At 68.9% G+C, this 17757-nt stretch carries 14 protein-coding genes; 2 read left to right on the top strand and 12 right to left on the bottom strand.

Features of this window, described 5'->3' with window-relative positions:
- Window positions 1–12 precede the first annotated feature (12 nt).
- From N415_RS27895 to N415_RS27855, 9 genes are all read right to left on the bottom strand, one after another.
- Window positions 13–873: a haloalkane dehalogenase gene (locus N415_RS27895; protein ID WP_068188793.1), complete on the bottom strand. Its 861-nt coding sequence runs from the start codon at window positions 871–873 to the stop codon at window positions 13–15.
- Between the two features lie 132 nt (window positions 874–1005).
- Window positions 1006–3054, bottom strand: a complete 2049-nt coding sequence (locus tag N415_RS27890; RefSeq protein WP_068188789.1) for a substrate-binding domain-containing protein — start codon at window positions 3052–3054, stop codon at window positions 1006–1008.
- 101 nt (window positions 3055–3155) lie between these two features.
- On the bottom strand, window positions 3156–5363 hold the full coding sequence (locus tag N415_RS27885; protein ID WP_068188787.1) for a malate synthase G: 2208 nt from the start codon (window positions 5361–5363) through the stop codon (window positions 3156–3158).
- Between the two features lie 228 nt (window positions 5364–5591).
- The gene (locus tag N415_RS27880) at window positions 5592–6632 is read right to left on the bottom strand and encodes a hemolysin family protein (protein ID WP_068188784.1); all 1041 of its coding nucleotides are present in this window, start codon (window positions 6630–6632) and stop codon (window positions 5592–5594) included.
- Entirely contained in the window at window positions 6629–7999 is a 1371-nt protein-coding gene (locus tag N415_RS27875) for a hemolysin family protein (protein WP_068188783.1), read from the bottom strand. Before N415_RS27875 ends, N415_RS27880 begins: the two co-directional genes overlap by 4 nt.
- Window positions 8000–8167: 168 nt before the next feature.
- Window positions 8168–9604, bottom strand: a complete 1437-nt coding sequence (locus N415_RS27870; RefSeq protein WP_068188780.1) for a GuaB1 family IMP dehydrogenase-related protein — start codon at window positions 9602–9604, stop codon at window positions 8168–8170.
- A gap of 43 nt (window positions 9605–9647) precedes the next feature.
- On the bottom strand, window positions 9648–11105 hold the full coding sequence (gndA, locus tag N415_RS27865) for an NADP-dependent phosphogluconate dehydrogenase (protein ID WP_068188777.1): 1458 nt from the start codon (window positions 11103–11105) through the stop codon (window positions 9648–9650).
- A 103-nt stretch (window positions 11106–11208) separates the two neighbouring features.
- Window positions 11209–12159, bottom strand: a complete 951-nt coding sequence (locus N415_RS27860) for a M56 family metallopeptidase (RefSeq protein ID WP_068188773.1) — start codon at window positions 12157–12159, stop codon at window positions 11209–11211.
- Between the two features lie 14 nt (window positions 12160–12173).
- On the bottom strand, window positions 12174–12593 hold the full coding sequence (locus tag N415_RS27855) for a BlaI/MecI/CopY family transcriptional regulator (protein WP_068188770.1): 420 nt from the start codon (window positions 12591–12593) through the stop codon (window positions 12174–12176).
- A gap of 295 nt (window positions 12594–12888) precedes the next feature.
- Here N415_RS27855 and N415_RS27850 point away from each other — a divergent pair, with 295 nt between their 5' ends.
- Window positions 12889–13305 carry a PaaI family thioesterase gene (locus N415_RS27850; protein ID WP_068188767.1) on the top strand — a complete coding sequence of 139 codons (417 nt, stop codon included), beginning with the start codon at window positions 12889–12891 and terminating at the stop codon, window positions 13303–13305.
- A 237-nt stretch (window positions 13306–13542) separates the two neighbouring features.
- Here the strand turns inward: N415_RS27850 and N415_RS27845 are convergent, their stop codons facing one another.
- The 3 genes from N415_RS27845 to N415_RS27835 all read right to left on the bottom strand — a co-directional run bounded on the left by N415_RS27845 (window position 13543) and on the right by N415_RS27835 (window position 16750).
- On the bottom strand, window positions 13543–14925 hold the full coding sequence (locus N415_RS27845; protein WP_068188764.1) for an NAD(P)/FAD-dependent oxidoreductase: 1383 nt from the start codon (window positions 14923–14925) through the stop codon (window positions 13543–13545).
- Window positions 14926–15100: 175 nt separating this feature from the next.
- A complete protein-coding gene (locus tag N415_RS27840) occupies window positions 15101–16018 on the bottom strand; it encodes an LLM class F420-dependent oxidoreductase (protein WP_068188797.1) in 918 nt (305 codons plus the stop codon).
- 54 nt (window positions 16019–16072) lie between these two features.
- On the bottom strand, window positions 16073–16750 hold the full coding sequence (locus N415_RS27835; RefSeq protein WP_068188762.1) for an SDR family oxidoreductase: 678 nt from the start codon (window positions 16748–16750) through the stop codon (window positions 16073–16075).
- 213 nt (window positions 16751–16963) lie between these two features.
- On the opposite strand from N415_RS27835, the gene modA reads away from it, so the two are divergent.
- Window positions 16964–17749: a molybdate ABC transporter substrate-binding protein gene (modA, locus tag N415_RS27830; RefSeq protein ID WP_068188759.1), complete on the top strand. Its 786-nt coding sequence runs from the start codon at window positions 16964–16966 to the stop codon at window positions 17747–17749.
- The last annotated feature ends 8 nt before the right edge of the window (window positions 17750–17757 follow it).

Here is a 17757-nt window from a genome sequence, read left to right as displayed (position 1 = left end):
TCGCGATCGCCACTAGCCGAAGCGCTCGATGATCGCCGCCGCGATCCGGTCGGGCGCGTCCTCCTGGATGAAGTGCTTCGCGTCGGGCAGCTCGACCACGACGTGATCCGGGAACGCCGCCCGCATCCGCGGCAGCGTAGGGCCCGGCCTGAACGCGAAGTCCTTCATCCCCCAGACGAATAGCGCGGGTTTGGCACCGAGCCGGGCGGGCACCTCCCGCCCGAGCCGCGACAGCAAGGGTTCCGCCGCCAGGATCTGTTTGGGCATCTCGGCCACGCCTCTTCGCGCCTCGGCGGTGGGCTGCACGGCCCGGTAGTGTTCCATCACCGCCTCGCTCGGGCGGTGCTGAGTCCCCGCCGGAATCAGGCGCTCCACAAAGAAATTGCGCTGCAAGATCGCCCACTGCATCGGCGGGCTGCCCATCACGCGGCTGAAGATCTTCGTCGTCAGCTCGTCCGTCTTCCAGAACCAGGTGTTGCCCAGCACGACGCCGCGGACCCTGGCGGCGCGCTCGACGGCGACCGCCATGCTGATGGGCCCGCCCCAGTCCTGGCCCATCGTCAGATAGCCGTCGAGGCCCAAGTGATCGACCAACTCGCCGACGACCTGGGCATGCTCCTCGATCTTGTATCCGAATCCGGCGGGTCGCTCGGACAGCCCGAAGCCGAGGTAATCGGGTGCGATGCAACGGAATTGGCCGCGCAGCGCGACGATGATGTTCCGGTACAGAAAGCTCCACGTCGGATTCCCGTGGCAGAGCAGGATCGGCGGGCCGTCCCCCTCGTCGACGTAGTGCATCCGCCCGCGTGAGCTGTCGAACCAGCGCGACTCAAACGGATAAAGGCGGGGATCCGGGGTGAAATCGATCTTCATGGCGCTCCCTTCGGGCAACGCGACGATCGTATTCCGGAGGGGTGACAAGCTCTCGTTCGCGAGCGTAACCGCACGGCGAATCTCGGCCCGGTTTTTCGCAGCCAGGTTACGCTCGCGGCGAGTCGGGCGCCCTCAGCTCAAGAAGGTGCTGAGGGCCGCGGCGAGATCGGGGGACGCCGACGTGGTGAGGTTCTGGTAGCCGCCGCCGCTGAGCTGGGCGACGGCCTCCCAGGTGGCCTTGTCGGGGTCGGCGCCGAAGTCGATGACGTTGACCGCGATCGGCTTGGCCGGGTCGGCGCTCTTGCGGATGAAGTCCTGCAGCCCCGGCCCGTCCAACGTCTGGTCGGTGTGCGGCCCCGACGTGATCACCAGTATCGAATTCGGTTGGCCGGCGCGGTAATTGGTCTGCACCTCTTGGTAGAGCAGGCGCAGCGTCGTGAACGACACCGCGCCGCCGGCCGACGAATACTGCTTGTCCAGCGCGGCGGTCAGCGCCGCCGAGCGCGGCTGGCCGTTAACCGGGTCGCCCAGCGGTCCGCTCGTCACCTCCGAGCGCCCCTCGTGGCCGTCGAAGGTCCACAGCCCGACGGCGGCGCTGGCCGGCAACGACTTGATCTTGTCCTGCAGCGCCCCGATCACGTTGGCCAGCCGCGACTTTCCGCCTTCGTCGGCGGGCATCGACTGGTCGAGCATGATGGTCGCGGCCAGCCCGCTGGACGGCGCGGTCATCGCCTCGGCCAGCGTGGCGCGCAGCGCGTCGTCACCCACCGACAGGGTGGACGGCAGCGCCGCGAAGCTGGTGACCGGGCTGCTCGGCGGCTTGACGCCGCTGACCCGGAAGCCGGCCTTGGCCAGCTTCGCGAGCTGCTCGGGCTTCTGCATGTAGCGGGCGAAGCCGTTGGCCGCGGAGGCTTGCTCCTGGTTCACCCAGGAGCCGCCCAGCAGCACCGCGGGATAGTCGGCGACCGGCACCGCGCCGGGTGGCAGCCAGGAAGCCAGCGTGCTCTTGGCATCGGACAGCCCCTGGCCCCGCAGGTACAGCTGCTGCTCGGTGGTGACCACGGCGTGCACCGGCGCAGTCGCCGCGTCACCGGGCTTGAGCAGCGCGTTCAGCGCCTCGGTCAGGGAGTTGTCCGCGAGCTTGGGCTGGGCGCCCAGCAGCGTGCGCACGGCACCGACGCCCTGGGTCGGCGGTGCACCCGGTGGGGCCGCCCCCGCCGCCACGGCCTCGCCGGCCAGCAACGACGCGTCGGCGTTGCCGGTCATCGGCAGCGCCAGCCGCAGCGACCCCCACGCCGGCAGGTTCAGCCCGGCCAGCGAATTCGGGTTGGTTTGCAGGCCGGGCAGCGCCGCCCAACCCTGATTGCCCAGGGCCTGGCCGAGTTCCGGGCGCACGGCGAGCATGACCGGCGAGGTGACCAGGGAATGGCTTTCGGTGATCTTCTGACCCGACGCGGCGAGCCGCGCGGCCGAGATCGAGCTGCCCGGGATCCACAACGCCGGCTGGCCGCCCAGGTCGGCCGGCCACTTGCCGGCGAACCCGCCCAGGACGGCGTCGGAGCCGGCCTGTTTGACGCTCACCACCATGCAGTGATCGCCGACCGGGCCGGACGTGGCGTTGTAGCTCTCGGCGAGCTGCTGCACCGGATCGGCGATCGACGGGTCGGCGATGACGGCGACCGTCTCCTTGCCCCCCACGCACTGGGCGGCGGCGGTGTGCGAGCGGTGCGACAACGCGTCACCGAAGAAGGTCCACAGGATCACCGTGCCCACCACGACGACGACGGCGACGAGCGCGACGATCACCCCGATGCTGACGCCGCGGCGTCCGCCGTCGCTGCGGTGACCGCCGAGCCGTTCACCGAGCCCGCGGTGGCCGCCGCCGAAGCGGGACGACGGGGCGGCCGGTGGCGGCGTGCTCGCCGGGCCGGCGGCGAATTCCGGATACGCGTCGTCGGGGCCGGACGCGAACGTGTCGTCGGTCGCGTAGGGGTCCTCGTGCGAGTAGTCCGCGCCGGAGTAGTCCACCGCGCCGTAGTCGTCGCCGCTCGGATAGTCCGGGAGGCCGGCCTCGCGGTGGTGCTGACCTGTGTCGTCGGCCGGGTATGCATCGTCGGCGAGGTATTCGTCAGCTGGCTCGTCGACGGAATCCTCGGGGTCGGGCATGCTGTGCCTACCCATACCGGTGCCCGCCGCCTTCCCGTCGACTCGTCGCGTGACTTGTGAACTCGGCGCAGATTCTAGTCATCGGACCGCGTTACCTACCGCATGTCGGGCCGTTTTCACGCACCCGCGGCGCGAGCTTTGAACTCGCGCCTGCGCCGGTGCAGGATCGGCTCGGTGTAGCCGTTGGGCTGCTGCGTCCCGGACAGAATCAGCTCCTGAGCCGCCAGGAAGGCGATGCTCTCGTCGAAGTTGGGCGCCATCGGCCGATAAACCGGGTCCCCTTCGTTCTGCCGGTCTACCAGCGGCGCCATCCGCTCCAGGCTGGCGCGAACGTCTTCGCTGGTGATCACGCCGTGGCGCAACCAGTTGGCCAGCAGCTGGCTGGAGATCCGCAGGGTGGCACGGTCCTCCATGAGCGCCGTGTTGTGGATGTCGGGCACCTTCGAGCAGCCGACGCCCTGCTCCACCCAGCGCACCACGTAGCCGAGGATGGACTGGCAGTTGTTGTCGAGCTCCTCGCGGATTTCCTCTGGCGCCCAAGCCAATTCCTTGGCCAGCGGAATGGTCAGCAACTCCTCGATGGTGGTGCGCTTCTTGCCCGCGAGCTCCTCCTGCACGGCGCCCACGTCCACGTAGTGGTAGTGCATCGCGTGCAGGGTGGCCGCCGTCGGGGACGGCACCCACGCGGTGGTGGCGCCGGCCTTGGGCTGGCCGATCTTCTGCTCGACCATGTCGGCCATCAGCTCGGTCATCGCCCACATTCCCTTGCCGATCTGGGCCTTGCCCTTGAACCCGGCGGCGAGCCCGATGTCGACATTGGCGTCCTCGTAGGCCTTGATCCAGGTGCTGTTCTTCATCGCACCCTTGCGGATCATCGGGCCGGCCTCCATCGAGGTGTGGATCTCGTCGCCGGTGCGGTCGAGGAAGCCGGTGTTGATGAACACCACCCGGTCGGCGGCGGCCTTGATGCACGCCTTGAGGTTGACCGTGGTGCGGCGTTCCTCGTCCATGATGCCGACCTTGAGGGTGCCCTGCGGCAGGCCCAGCACGTCCTCGACGCGGCTGAACAGTTCGCAGGTGAACGCAACCTCGGCGGGCCCGTGCATCTTGGGCTTGACGATGTAGATGGAACCGGTGCGGCTGTTCGTCAGGGGGCCGTTGGCCTCACCGGTCCGCAGCCCGTGGATCGCGGTCAGGCCGGTGAACAGCCCGTCCATGATGCCCTCGAAAACCTCTTTTTCTTCGTCGCCATCGCCGACGGAGACGATGGCGTCGTTGGTCATCAGGTGCCCGACGTTGCGGACGAACAACAGGCTGCGGCCGGGCAGGGTGAGCTCACCGCCGTCGGGCGTGGTGTAGGTGCGGTCGGCGTTGAGCGCGCGGGTGAAGGTCTTGCCGCCCTTGCTGACCTCCTCGACCAGGTCGCCCTTGTTCAGCCCCAGCCAGTTGCGGTAGCCCAGCACCTTGTCGTCGGCGTCGACGGCGGTCACCGAGTCCTCGAAGTCCATGATCGTGGTGACCGCCGATTCCAGGACGACGTCCTTGACGCCGGCCCGGTCGGTGGCGCCGACGGGGGACTCGGGGTCGATCAGGATCTCGATGTGCAGTCCGTGGTTGACCAGCAGCACCGACCAGCTGGGGGACCCGAGTTCGCCGCTGTACCCGACGAACTTCTCTGGGCTCGCGAGCCCGACGGGCTCCGCCTCGGCATCGAGGGTGATCTGCAGCTGGCCGTCGGCGATGCTGATGCCCGTCGCGTCGGCCCAGGAGCCCGACGCCAGGGGGACGGCCTGGTCGAGGAATCCGCGCGCGTAGGCGATCACCTTGTCGCCGCGAACCCGGTTGTAGCTCGATCCCTTTTCCGCACCGTCGCTCTCGGGGATGACGTCGGTGCCGTAAAGGGCGTCGTAGAGGGAACCCCAGCGAGCGTTCGCCGCGTTGAGCGCGAACCGCGCGTTGAGCACCGGCACCACCAGCTGCGGGCCGGCGGTTGTCGTGATCTCGTCGTCGACGCCCGAGGTGGTGATGGTGAAGTCGTCGGGTTCGGGCTGCAGGTAGCCGATTTCGACGAGGAACTCGCGGTACGCCTCGGCGTCGATCGGCTCGATGACGCGGTGCCGGTGCCACTTGTCGATCTGGGCCTGCAGCTCATCACGGCGGTTCAGCAAATCCTGGTTCTGCGGGGTCAGGTCGGCCACGACCTTGTCGACGCCGGCCCAGAAGCTGTCCGGGTCGATGTCGGTGCCGGGCAGGGCCTCGTTGTTCACGAAGTCGTAGAGCACTCGGGCGACGCGCAGGTTCCCCACCGACACGCGATCAGTCATTTTTCTCCTCCATAGTGGGCCGAGTAACACCGCACTGACCCTCAACACGCATTGCCTTCAGCGTACCGACCGGCGGGTTGCCGGACGTCATCCGCCCGACCTTCAACAGCAGGTCAGGCGCGCGCTAAGAGCTCCGACTATGGCGCCGCGGCGAACCGCGACGATCGCTATCCGGCCCGGCAGCCTTGGCGATCATACGGGCTGCGGCCCGATTCGTGGGCAGCGGCACTACGCGTCGCGCATGGTGCCGACCAGGTCCTCGACCAGATCTTCCATCGCCACCATCGCGACCACCGCGCCGCTGTCGTCGGTGACCAGAGCCAGATGGCTGTTGCTGCGCCGCATCCGCGACAGGGCGTCGGCCAGCGGCAGCGACGTCGGGACCTGCGGCAGCGGTCGCACCCAGGCCCGGTCGATCACCGTGTTCGGGTCGTCGTCGAGCGTCAGCACGTCCTTGATGTGCAGGTAACCGATGTACTTCCCGTCGGGGTCGACGACGGGAAACCGCGAATAACCGCTCTGCGCCAGGGCCTCCTCGACCGCACCCACGGTCGGCCCGGAGCCCGCCGCGGCCACCGGCACCGCCCGGATCTCGGCGAGCGGCCGCGCCACATCGCCGACGCGGCGGTAGCGCAGCTGCAGCGCCCGGGTCAGCCTGCCGTGCTCCTCGGCGTCCAACAGCCCCTCGGACACGGATTCGGTGATCATCACCCGCAGCTCCGTGGTGGAAACCGCGACGTCGAGTTGCGACTTGGGCTCGACCCGCAGCGCGCGCAGCACCACGTTGGCGCACTTGTCGTAGAACGCGATCAACGGCCGGGCCGCACGCACGTACGCCAGGTAGGGCGGCACCAGCAGCATCGCGGCGCGCTCGGGGCCGGCCAGCGCGATGTTCTTCGGCACCATCTCGCCCAGCAGCACGTGCAGGGTCACGACGATCGCCAGCGCGATCGCCAGCGAGAGCGTGTGCAGCAGCGCCGGGGGCCAGCCGGTGAGGCCCAACGCCGAGCGCAGCAGGCTGGCGACCGCGGCCTCCCCGATGCGGCCGAGCAGCAGCGACGCGACCGTCACCCCCAGCTGGACCCCGGCCAGCATGGACGACAGTTGCTCGCCGGCGCGGATCACCACCACGGCCCTCGCCTTGCCCTGCTCGGCCAGCGCCTCGAGGCGGTCGCGGCGCGCCGAGATCAGCGAGAACTCCGCGCCGACGAAAAACGCGTTGACGCCGATCAGCAGGATCGCCAGCAGGACTCCCAGTGCGTCGTTCACGAGGGGCCCCGTCCCGCGGGCGTTTCGGCCCGGCTGCCCAGCTCCTGTAGCTCGAGCACGTCGATGCGGCGACCGTCCATCCGAACCACGGTCGCCTGCCAGCGCATCGAGGTGTCCAGCAGGCCGTCGGGGTCCAGCGCGGTCAGCTCCACGGTTTCCCCGGCCACGGGGATGTGGCCGAGCTCGCGCAGCACCAGGCCGCCGATCGTTTCGTAGGGCCCTTCCGGGGCCCTGAATCCGGTGGCGGCGGCCACCTCGTCGATGCGCAGCAGCCCGTTCACCCGCCAGCCGGCGCCGGCCGCCACCACGTCCGGGGTGGCGTCGTCGTGCTCGTCGCGGACGTCGCCCACGATCTCCTCGATCAGGTCCTCGACGGTCACCATGCCCGCGGTGCCGCCGTACTCGTCGACGACCATCGCGGTTTGCAGGCTGTTGGCGCGGATCTCGGCCATCACGGCGTCGCCGTCCAGGGTCGACGGGACCACCGGCACGTGCTGCGCGAGCGTGGTCAGCAGGGTGGTCGCGCGCTCGGCCGCCGGCACCGCGAACACCTGCTTGACGTGCACGATGCCGACGGTCTCGTCGAGGTCGCCGTCGACGATAGGGAAGCGGGAGAAGCCGGAGTCGGCGGCCGCGGCGACCAGGTCGGCGACCGTCTCGTCGGTTTCCAGCGCGACGATCTTCGACCTCGGCGTCATCAGCTCCTCGGCGGTCAGCTCGCCGAACTGCAGCGATCGCCGCACCAGGGCGGCGGTGGCGGCGTCCATCGTGCCGCTGCGGGCCGAGTTGCGCACCAGCGACGCCAGCTCCTGCGGCGAGCGGGCCGAGCGCAGCTCCTCGGCCGGCTCGATGCCCAGCTCGCGCACGATCCAGTTGGCCGCGCCGTTCGTCAACCGGATGGCCGGGGTGAAGATCGTCGAGAACAGCAACTGGACGCCCGCGACGGCACGAGCGGTCGACAGCGGGCGCGCCACGGCGAGATATTTCGGAACCAGCTCGCCGAACACCATCGACACCGACGTCACGATCACCAGCGCCAGGAACGCGAGGACGGCGTCGGTGAGCCGGTTCGGTATGCCGATCGCGCTCAGCGCCGGATGCGGCAGGTCGGCCATCAACGGCTCGGTCAGATACCCGGTCGCGAGCGTGGAGATCGAGATGCCCAGTTGGGCGCCGGAGAGCTGAAACGACAACCGCTGCTGGGCGCGCTGGATGAAGCGGTCGCGCCGGCCCCCGAGGCGCGCGTTGGAGTCGACGACGCTGCGGTCCAGGGCGGTCAGCGAGAACTCGGCCGCGACGAACACCCCGTTGGCGAAGATCAGCAGCGCGATGGCGACGAGGCTGATCAGGGTGACGGCGACGTTCATGACCCAGATCCCGGGGACGATGCCCGGATCAATATGCGGGCCCCGACGCGTGCCTGCGGCACGTCATGCCTTTCCCTCGATGCGGCGCAGCGCTTTGCTGCCGGCCGCGACTCACATGAATTCACATGGTAGCCAACGCGTGCGGACGGCAGCACGACCGCGGCGCGCTCACCAACCCAACGGCAGCGGATGGCCCTCGGCGAACCCCGCCGCCGACTGCACCCCGACGACGGCCCGCTCGTGCAGCTCTTCCAGGGTGGAGGCGCCGACGTAGGTGCAGGTGCTGCGCACCCCGGAGGTGATGTGGTCGATCAGGTCCTCGACGCCGCCGCGGTCGGGGTCCAGCCCCATCCGGGCCGTCGAGATGCCCTCCTCGAACAACGCCTTGCGGGCTCGGTCGAACGCGGTCTCGGCGCCGCTGCGGGCGACGACGGCCCGCTTGGAGGCCATGCCGTAGCTCTCCTTGTACGGCTGGTCGTCGCGGTCGCGCATCAGGTCGCCGGGCGACTCGTAGGTGCCGGCGAACCACGACCCGATCATGACGTTCGACGCCCCCGCGGCCAGCGCCAGCGCAACGTCCCGCGGATGCCGGATGCCCCCGTCGGCCCACACGTGCCCGCCGAGTTTCCTTGCGGCGGAAGCGCATTCGAGGACGGCGGAGAATTGTGGGCGCCCGACGCCGGTCATCATCCGGGTGGTGCACATCGCGCCGGGCCCGACGCCCACCTTGACGATGGTCGCCCCCGCGCCCAGCAGGTCCCGGGTGCCCTCCGCCGACACCACGTTGCCCGCGGCCAGCGGCAGGCCGAGATCCAACGACGCGACCACGTTGATCGCCTCCAGCGTCTTGACCTGATGCCCGTGCGCGGTGTCGATGACGAGCACGTCCACCCCGACCTCGGCCAGGGACCGCGCCCGGGCCCCCACGTCGCCGCTGATGCCGACCGCCGCGCCGACGCGCAACCGCCCGCGCGCGTCGGTGGCCGGCGTGTACAGCCCGGCGCGGACCGCCCCGGTGCGGGTGAGCACGCCCGCCAGCGTGCCGTCGGCGCCGGTCACCACCGCGACACCGATGGGGGCGTGCTCGAGCAGGTCGAAGATCTTGCGCGGCTCGGCGCCCACCGGGGCGGTGACGAAGTCGGTCACGGCCACGTCGCGCACCCGGGTGAAGCGGTCGACGCCGATGCACGACGCCTCGGTGACCAAGCCGATCGGGCGGCCCTCGAAAACCACGACGGCGACGCCGTGGGCGCGTTTGTGGATCAGCGCGATCGCGTCGGACACCGAGTCGTCGGGCTCGAGTACCACCGGGGTATCGAGGACCATGTCGCGGCTCTTGACGAAATCCACCGTCTGCTGCACCGCCGGGATCGGCAGATCCTGGGGCAGGATCACCAGGCCGCCGCGCCGCGCGACCGTCTCGGCCATGCGCCGCCCGGCCACCGCGGTCATGTTGGCGACGACGACCGGGATGGTGGTGCCGGAGCCGTCCGTGGTGGACAGGTCGACGTCGAAGCGCGACGCCACATCGGAGCGGTTCGGCACGATGAAGACGTCGTTGTACGTCAGGTCGTACCCGGGTCGATGCCCGTCGAGAAACCTCATGTGATTGGGCTTGCCCCCTTTGGTCCCTTCTACACGCAGGCCGCTACGCGGGCACTTCGCTGCGGTCCCCGCTCCACAGGGTATGGAAGCGCTTGTCCGGGTCGTCGTCGATGCGGCCGTAGGTGTGCGCGCCGAAGAAGTCCCGCAGCCCCTGGGTGAGCGCCGCCGGCAGGCGCTCGGTGCGCAGCGCGTCGTAGTAGGACAGCGCCGAGGAGAAGCCCGGGATCGGGATGCCCAGCTGGGTGGCGGTCACCACGACGCGGCGCCAGCCGTCGATCGCGGCCTCGATCGCGGCGCGGAAATAGGGCGCGACGATCAGCGTCGGCAGGTCGGGGTCCTCGTCGAACGCCTCCTTGATGCGGTTGAGGAACTTCGCCCGGATGATGCAGCCGCCGCGCCAGATGGTGGCCAGGTCGCCCGGCGTGATGCCCCAGTCGTATTCGGCGCTGCCGGCCTGAATCTGGTTGAACCCCTGGGCGTACGCGATGATCTTCGACGCGTACAAGGCCTGCCGGACGTCCTCGACGAATTGCGTTGCGTCGGTTGGCTTTTCACCGAGCTGACCGGACGCCAGCCCGGTGGTGGCCTTGCGCTGGGTGACGGACCCCGACAGGGCGCGAGCGAACACCGCCTCGGCGATGCCGGTGACGGGGACCCCCAGGTCCAGCGCCGACTTCACCGTCCAGCGCCCGGTGCCCTTCTGCTCGGCCTCGTCGAGGATCACGTCGACGAGCGGCTTGCCGGTCTTGGCGTCGGTCTGGCGCAGCACCTCGGCGGTGATCTCGATCAGGTAGCTGTCCAGGTCGCCCTTGTTCCACTCCGCGAAGACGTCGGCGATCTCGGGCGCGGACTTGCCGAGCCCGTCGCGCAGCAGTTGGTAGGCCTCGCCGATCAGCTGCATGTCGGAGTACTCGATGCCGTTGTGCACCATCTTGACGAAGTGGCCGGAGCCGTCGGGGCCGATGTGGGTGCAGCACGGGACGCCGTCGACGTGCGCGGAGATCTCCTCGAGCAGCGGGCCCAGCGACTTGTAGGACTCGGCCGGGCCGCCCGGCATGATCGACGGCCCGTTGAGCGCCCCCTCCTCACCGCCGGAGATGCCGGCGCCGACGAAGTGCAGGCCGCGCTCGCGCATCGCCTTCTCCCGGCGGATGGTGTCGGTGTAGAGGGCGTTGCCGCCGTCGATGATGATGTCGCCTTCCTCCATGGCGTCGGCGAGCTCGTTGATGACGGCGTCGGTCGGGTCGCCGGCCTTGACCATGATCAGCACCCGCCGGGGCTTCTCCAGCGCGTCGAGGAATTCTTCGATGGTCTCTGAGCGCACGAACTTGCCCTCGTCGCCGTGCTCTTTCAGCAGTGCGTCGGTCTTGGCGACGGACCGGTTGTGCAGCGCCACCGTGTAGCCGTGGTGGGCGAAATTGCGGGCGATGTTCGAACCCATCACGGCGAGGCCGGTGACGCCGATCTGCGCGGTACCAGTCTGTGGACTCGACGAACTCATGGCTTGGCCTCTCAGGTCGCAGAACTCTTCCGACAAGCTGTCGGATCACACTGTGGCACAGCCGACTCCGAGAGGCATCCCAGGGTGTTGGCCCACTCCGACGCTAGACGTTGAACAGCCGGCGCAGCTCGATGAGCCATGGCACCACCAGCGCCACGGTGGGTACCACGAATACCGCGGCCGCGGCCAGGTAGGCGGTGGCCGCCAGCATCAGGCTGTTGCCGCGGCCCGACAGCCGGCGTACCCGCACCACCGTGCTGGTACCGCCCATCGCCAGCGCGCCCGACGGCGCCCGACCCGATGCACAGGCGACCAAGGCCCGGGCCAGGGGAGTGCGCCCGGTGGCGCGCACCGCGGCGTCGTCGGCCAGAAGCTCGACGAGCAGTTGCACCGCGCGTAACGCGTTGGCGCTGCGGACGAACCGCGGGAAGGCGGCGTGCGCCGCGGTGAAAGCCTCCAGCACCAAATCGTGGCGGGCCCGCAGATGGGCGCGCTCGTGGGTGAGGATGGCCGAGACCTCAGCGTCGCCGAGCGTTTTCAGCGTTCCCTCGCTGACCACCACGCGGCTGCGCACGCCCGGCAGGCAGTAGGCGAGCGGTTGGGCGACGTCCAGGACGCGCAGATCGCGGGTGTTGGCGCAGGGCTGGGCGAGGGCCGCGCCGTGGCCGACCCCGACCAGGTCGACGACCATGCGGTGGTGGGCCCGCCGTCGCCGATTGGCGATGGCCACCCGCGCGACCGCGACCATCAACCGGACGCCGACCGACACGGTCAGCGCGAAGACGGCGATGTATGCCGCCCACAGCGGCCAGCCGAGCCGGTCCGGGGCGCCCATGACGCTGGCGGTCGGCCGCCCGTCGGGGCCGGGCACCAGCACCCGGCTGGCGATCGCGATGCCGGCGCTGAACGCCGAGAGCACCGCGGCGAGAGCGACGGCCTGCCACAACACCATCGCGGCACGCGGGGCGCGCAGCGGCCACGTCGCGCGTGCCAACAAAGCGGGTGCCGGACCAACCAACAGCACCGCGAGGATGGAGAAGGCCAGCGCGGACACGCTGCCAGTCTCCCTCAGTCCTGCGCTGGCGCGCCAGCCGACGGGGCGTGGTTGCGCGGATTGGCTTCCAGTTCGGCCAGCGCACGCCGCAGCGCCTCCGCCTCGTCGGCGCCGACGCGCTCGACGAAGTGCACCAGTGCGGCCTGCCGGCCCCCGGAGTCTTCGGCCTGAGCCAGCGCGTCCACCATCAGCCCGGCGACCAGCTCGTCGCGGCCGTGCACCGGCGCGTAGCGATGGGCGCGGTCGTCGCGGATCTGGGAGACCAGGTTCTTCTTGGCCAGCCGCTGCAGCACGGTCATGATCGTGGTGTAGGCGAGGTCGCGTCGCGCCGACAACGCTTCGTGGACTTGACGGACGGTCTGGGGCTCCGGCGTGGACCACAGATGGTCCATCACCGCGCGTTCCAGATCCCCTAGCCGGGTCAACTTGGCCATAGTGCGTTCATCTCCTGAGCGTCAGAACCAGCGTACTCGCTTACTACCGGCCGTCGTATCTATCCGGGCACGACGTCCCCTGTACACAGCGAAACCATACCTTGCGAAATTAGGGCAGCCTTGCCTATGCTGATGGCGGTCGAGCGACATGACCGCGGCGAGTCCTGAGGGCTGCAGCGACCCCCGGTCTACTCGATCGGCGAGCCCCGCGCCCAGCGCGGGGCTCGCCCGTTTTTGCGGGGCAGGGCACTCGCAAGCCGACGGCCCGGCTCGCCGATGGTGTAGACAAAAGAGCGTGCCACCGCCACCCGATGCGCCGTTGCCCCCGAACTTCACCGCGCCGTTTGACGGCGAATTGGGGCTGCACTACACGGAACTCACCCCGGACCGCGTCCGGGCACAGCTGGAGGTCACGCCGAAGCTGTTGCAGCCCATGGGCCTCGTGCACGGCGGCGTCTACTGCTCGGTGATCGAGAGCATGGCCAGCGTGGCCGCCTACACCTGGCTGAACGCCAAGGGCGACGGCGGCAACGTGGTCGGCGTCAACAACAACACCGATTTTCTGCGTTCGATCAGCTCCGGGATGGTGTACGGCACCGGCGAGCCGATCCACCGCGGCCGGCGCCAGCAGCTGTGGCTGGTCACCATCACCGACGACGACGATCGGGTGGTGGCCCGGGGTCAGGTGCGGCTGCAGAACCTCGAGGCATAGACGTTCCGGACGCCCGCCCAGGGCTTTGAGTGTGCAGTGGTGGTTTTCAATGTGTGTGCAGGGCGGGGTTTCGGCGTTTTTCCCGCCCAGGGCGCACTCGCAACGCCGACGATTCACACCCAACGTTCGAAGACTGCGCCTAGCTCAGACAGGCCCAATTCGGGCCGAAAGCCGCTGTGCCGCAAAAGAATCCCCTGCCGAGCCGGTCGGCACCCCTCGATCCGACCGGCCGGACGGTTAGCTGGCCCGCCTGGCCGGGCGCTTGGCCTCGGCAGCCGCCACCGCCAGTTGTTCGAGGCGGGTGCGGGCGAACGCCTGCTGTTCGGTGATGGTGAGCTGGCCGCGCCGGGTGCTCAGGAAGGTGACCGTCCACGACAGCAGCGTGCTGATCTTGGTCTTGAACCCGACCAGGTACACCAGGTGCAGCACCAGCCACATCAGCCAGGCGATGAAGCCGCTGAACTCCAGCGGGCCGATCTTGGCCACCGCGGAAAACCGCGACACCGTGGCCATTGAGCCCTTGTCGAAGTACTGGAACGGTTCGCGCTCGGCCGGATCGGCGCCGTTGAGTTCCGCCTTCAGCGTGGAGGCGACGTACTTGGCGCCCTGGATGGCTCCCTGCGCAACCCCCGGCACACCCTCGACGGCGGCCATGTCGCCGATGACGAACACGTTCGGGTGCCCGGGGATGGACAGGTCCGGCAGCACCTTGACCCGTCCGGCCCGGTCGACTTCGACCGACGACTGCTCGGCGAGGTCCATGCCCAGCCCGCTGGCCTGAACCCCGGCCGACCACACCTTGCACGCGGATTCGATGCGCCTGGTCGTGCCGTCGGAGTCCTTGACCGTGATGCCGTTGCGGTCGACGTCGGTGACCATCGCCCCCAACTGGATTTCCACGCCCATCTTCTCCAGCCGCGCGGCCGCGCGTTCCCCGAGCTTCTCGCCGAACGGCGGCAGCACCGCGGGGGCGGCGTCGAGCAGGATCACCCGCGCGCGGGTCGAATCGATGTGGCGGAAAGACCCTTTCAGGGTGTGATTCGCCAATTCGGCGATCTGCCCGGCCATTTCGACGCCGGTGGGACCGGCCCCGATGACGGTGAACGTCAACAGCTTGGCCCGTCGTTCCGGGTCGCGGGACCGTTCGGCCTGCTCGAAGGCGCTGAGGATTCGTCCCCGCACCTCCAGCGCGTCGTCGATCGATTTCATGCCCGGCGCGAACTCGGCGAACTGGTCGTTGCCGAAATAGGACTGGCCGGCGCCGGCCGCGACAATCAGTGTGTCGTAAGGGGTTTCGTAGGTGTGGCCGAGCAGATCCGAAACGACGAACTGCCCCTCTAGGTCGATGTGCGTGACGTCGCCGAGCAGCACCTGGACGTTGCGCTGCCGGCGCAGGATCACGCGGGTGGGCGGGGCGATGTCGCCTTCGGACACGATGCCGGTGGCCACCTGGTACAGCAGCGGCTGGAACAGGTGGTGGGTGGTGCGCGCGATCAGTTTGATGTCAACGTTGGCGTGCTTGAGCTTCTTTGCCGCGTTGAGCCCGCCGAATCCCGATCCGATGATGACGACTTGGTGGCGACGGTCGGGTGCAGCAGTGGTTTCTGCCTGCGTGCTCATGTTCGGGTTGCTCCTGATCGGGGTCGCTGGACGCGCGATTCCAGTTAGCTGCCACGCTAGTGAAGGCGATACCCCGAAACCCAGATCGTAAGCATGTGTAATGAACCACATCACGCATCGGGGCTGGTCGAGTGGACGTGATACTCGTCATGCCCGATCCGCGATGCGTTTTGCGTTACAGCCCCACGATCGGGCGCAAGGCTTCGCCGACCGCGGCGATGGTGCCGGGTGTGTAGAACGGCATGTTGATGATCACCCCGTCGATCCCGGCGTCGAGCACCTTCGTCTTGAGTTGGTCGGCGACCGACTCGGCGCTGCCGACCACCGCGCGCTGGGTCATCTCGGCGGGGATCTGGTCGGCGTTGAAGTTCTCGTCGACGACCGCGGTGGTCAGCGTGCTGGTCTCCAGCGTGGCCGGGTCGCGGCCGATCTCCTCGCAGCGCTCCCGCACGACTTTCAGCTTGGCGGGCAGCTCGTCGAACCCGGCGATGACGTTGAGGTGGTCGAAGTGGCGCGCGGCGAGCGGGATCGTCTTCTTCTCGCCGCTGCCGCCAATCATCAGCGGAATGTGGTCGCGGAAGCGGGGATTGGCCACCGCCTCCTTGGCCCGATACCACTTGCCGGAGAAGGTCGGCCGCTCGCCCTTGATCATCGGCAGGATGATCTGCAGCGCCTCCTCGAGACGATTGAACCTGTCGGTGAAGGTGCCGAATTCGAAGCCCAACTGGTCGTGCTCGAGCTCGAACCAGCCGGTGCCGATGCCCAGGATCGCCCGGCCCTGGCTCACCACGTCCAGCGTCGTGATGATCTTGGCGAGCAGCGTCGGGTTGCGGTAGGTGTTGCCGGTCACCAGAGTGCCCAGCTGCACCCGTTCGGTCGCGGTAGCCAGGGCGGCCAGCGCCGTGTAGGCCTCCAGCATCGGCTGGTCGGGATCGCCCAGCATGGGCAGTTGGTAGAAGTGGTCCATGACGAAGACCGAATCGAATCCGGCCGCCTCGGCTTCTTGAGCCTGGGCGATAACAGTGGGGAAGAGCTTGTCCACCCCGGTGCCGTAGGAAAAGTTGGGAATCTGCAAACCAAGTCGGATAGCCACGTCATTCACCGTAGCCACCGCCCTGGTATCAGAACCAGGGTTCGCGATTCAGCCTCAGGCGAAACTCGCCAGCGCGCCGTGGCTCACGTGCAGCGTCTGCCCGGTGATGTGGCGAGCCGCCGGGGTGGTGAGGAATAGCGCCAGGCGGGCGACCTCTGCGGCGACCGTCGGCGGGGTGCGCGACAGCCCGTCGTAGCCGGCCTGGGCGCTGCGCCCGCTGGCGACCGTGTTGACCGTGATCCCACGGGTGCCGAAGGCTTCCGCCTGTCCCGCGGTCCAATTCGACAGCGTCGCCTTGATCGCGGCGTCGATGCTTCCGGCGGGCGGGTTCTCCGCCACCACACTGATGATCGAGCCCCCCGAGCGCAGGTGGTCGCCGACCGCCTGCACGGTCAGCGCCGCGGACAGCACCGTCGCGTCGAGGGCGTTACGCCAGGCTTTGGCCGTGTCGGCCAGCGAGTAGGTGCGCGGGTCGCCCGGGTCCCAGGCCGGCGCCGGCACGTTGACGATGGTGTCCAGGTGATGGGGGAACAGCCCGCGCGCCTCGGCCAGGCTGGCCGGGTCGCAGGTGTCGCAGACGATGGCGTCGACGTCCAGCTCCTTCGCGGCGACCTCGAGATCGCTGCGGCGCGCGCCCACGAGGGTCACCTTGTGGCCGTCGTCGCGGAAGCCCTCGGCCACTGTGCGTCCCAAGTCCGTGTCGCCCCCGGTGACCAGAACCTCCACTGCCATGACCTCCTCGTGTTCAACGTTGAACCCAGAAGCTGCCTGGGACCTCAGCGCGTTTATGGCATAAATCTAAGAAGATGTTACTGGACGGTAGCTAGTACGCGAAACTCCGGGCGCCGCGACGCGCGGGATCATTTGCATAACTATTCGGTCGCCACGTGTTTGCGACGATTTGGCCGCCGCGCGACCGCATCGTCGGCGGACTAGGGTGCACCCATGCGGCGGATCGGAATCTTGGCCGGGCTGGTTTCGACGATCTTGCTGGCGGGTCTGGTCGGGTGCAGCTCGAAAACGCCGTCGTCATCATCCCCTCAGCCGGCCCAGCCCGCCGGGAAGGTCGTCGTCTTCGCCGCGGCCTCGCTGAAGCCGGCGTTCGGTCAGATCAGTGACCAGTTCAAGGCCCAAAACCCCGGCAGCACTGTGGATTTCGAGTTCGCGGGTTCGTCCGAGCTCGCCAAGCAGCTGACTCAGGGCGCGACGGCCGACGTCTTCGCGTCGGCGGACACCGCGCAGATGGACACGGTCGCCAAGGCGGGGCTGCTGGCGGGCAGCCCGACGAACTTCGCGTCGAACACGCTCGTCATCGTGACGGCGCCGGGCAACCCGAAGAAGGTCGGGTCCTTCGCGGACCTTGCCAAGCCTGGGCTGAGCGTGGTGATCTGCCAGAAGCCGGTGCCGTGCGGATCGGCAACCCAGCGCGTCGAGGACAGCACCGGCGTGCGCCTCAACCCGGTCAGCGAGGAACTCAACGTGACTGACGTCCTCAACAAGGTCACCACCGGACAGGCCGACGCCGGACTGGTCTACGTCACCGACGCCCACAGCGCCGGGAACAAGGTCGCGACGGTGAACTTTCCGGAGGCCGCCGGCGCGGTCAATGTCTATCCGATCGCGGTGTTGAAGAACGCCGCGCAGGCGACGCTGGCGCAAAAGTTCGTGGCCATGGTGACCGGTGACATCGGTCAGAACATCCTCGCCCAGTTGGGCTTCGCCAAACCCTGACCCGGGCG

Source organism: Mycobacterium sp. UM_CSW, assembly GCF_000455205.1.
GTDB lineage: Bacteria > Actinomycetota > Actinomycetes > Mycobacteriales > Mycobacteriaceae > Mycobacterium.
Note: the sequence above shows the minus strand (reverse complement) of the source record. Positions and strands in the feature narration are given on the sequence as shown.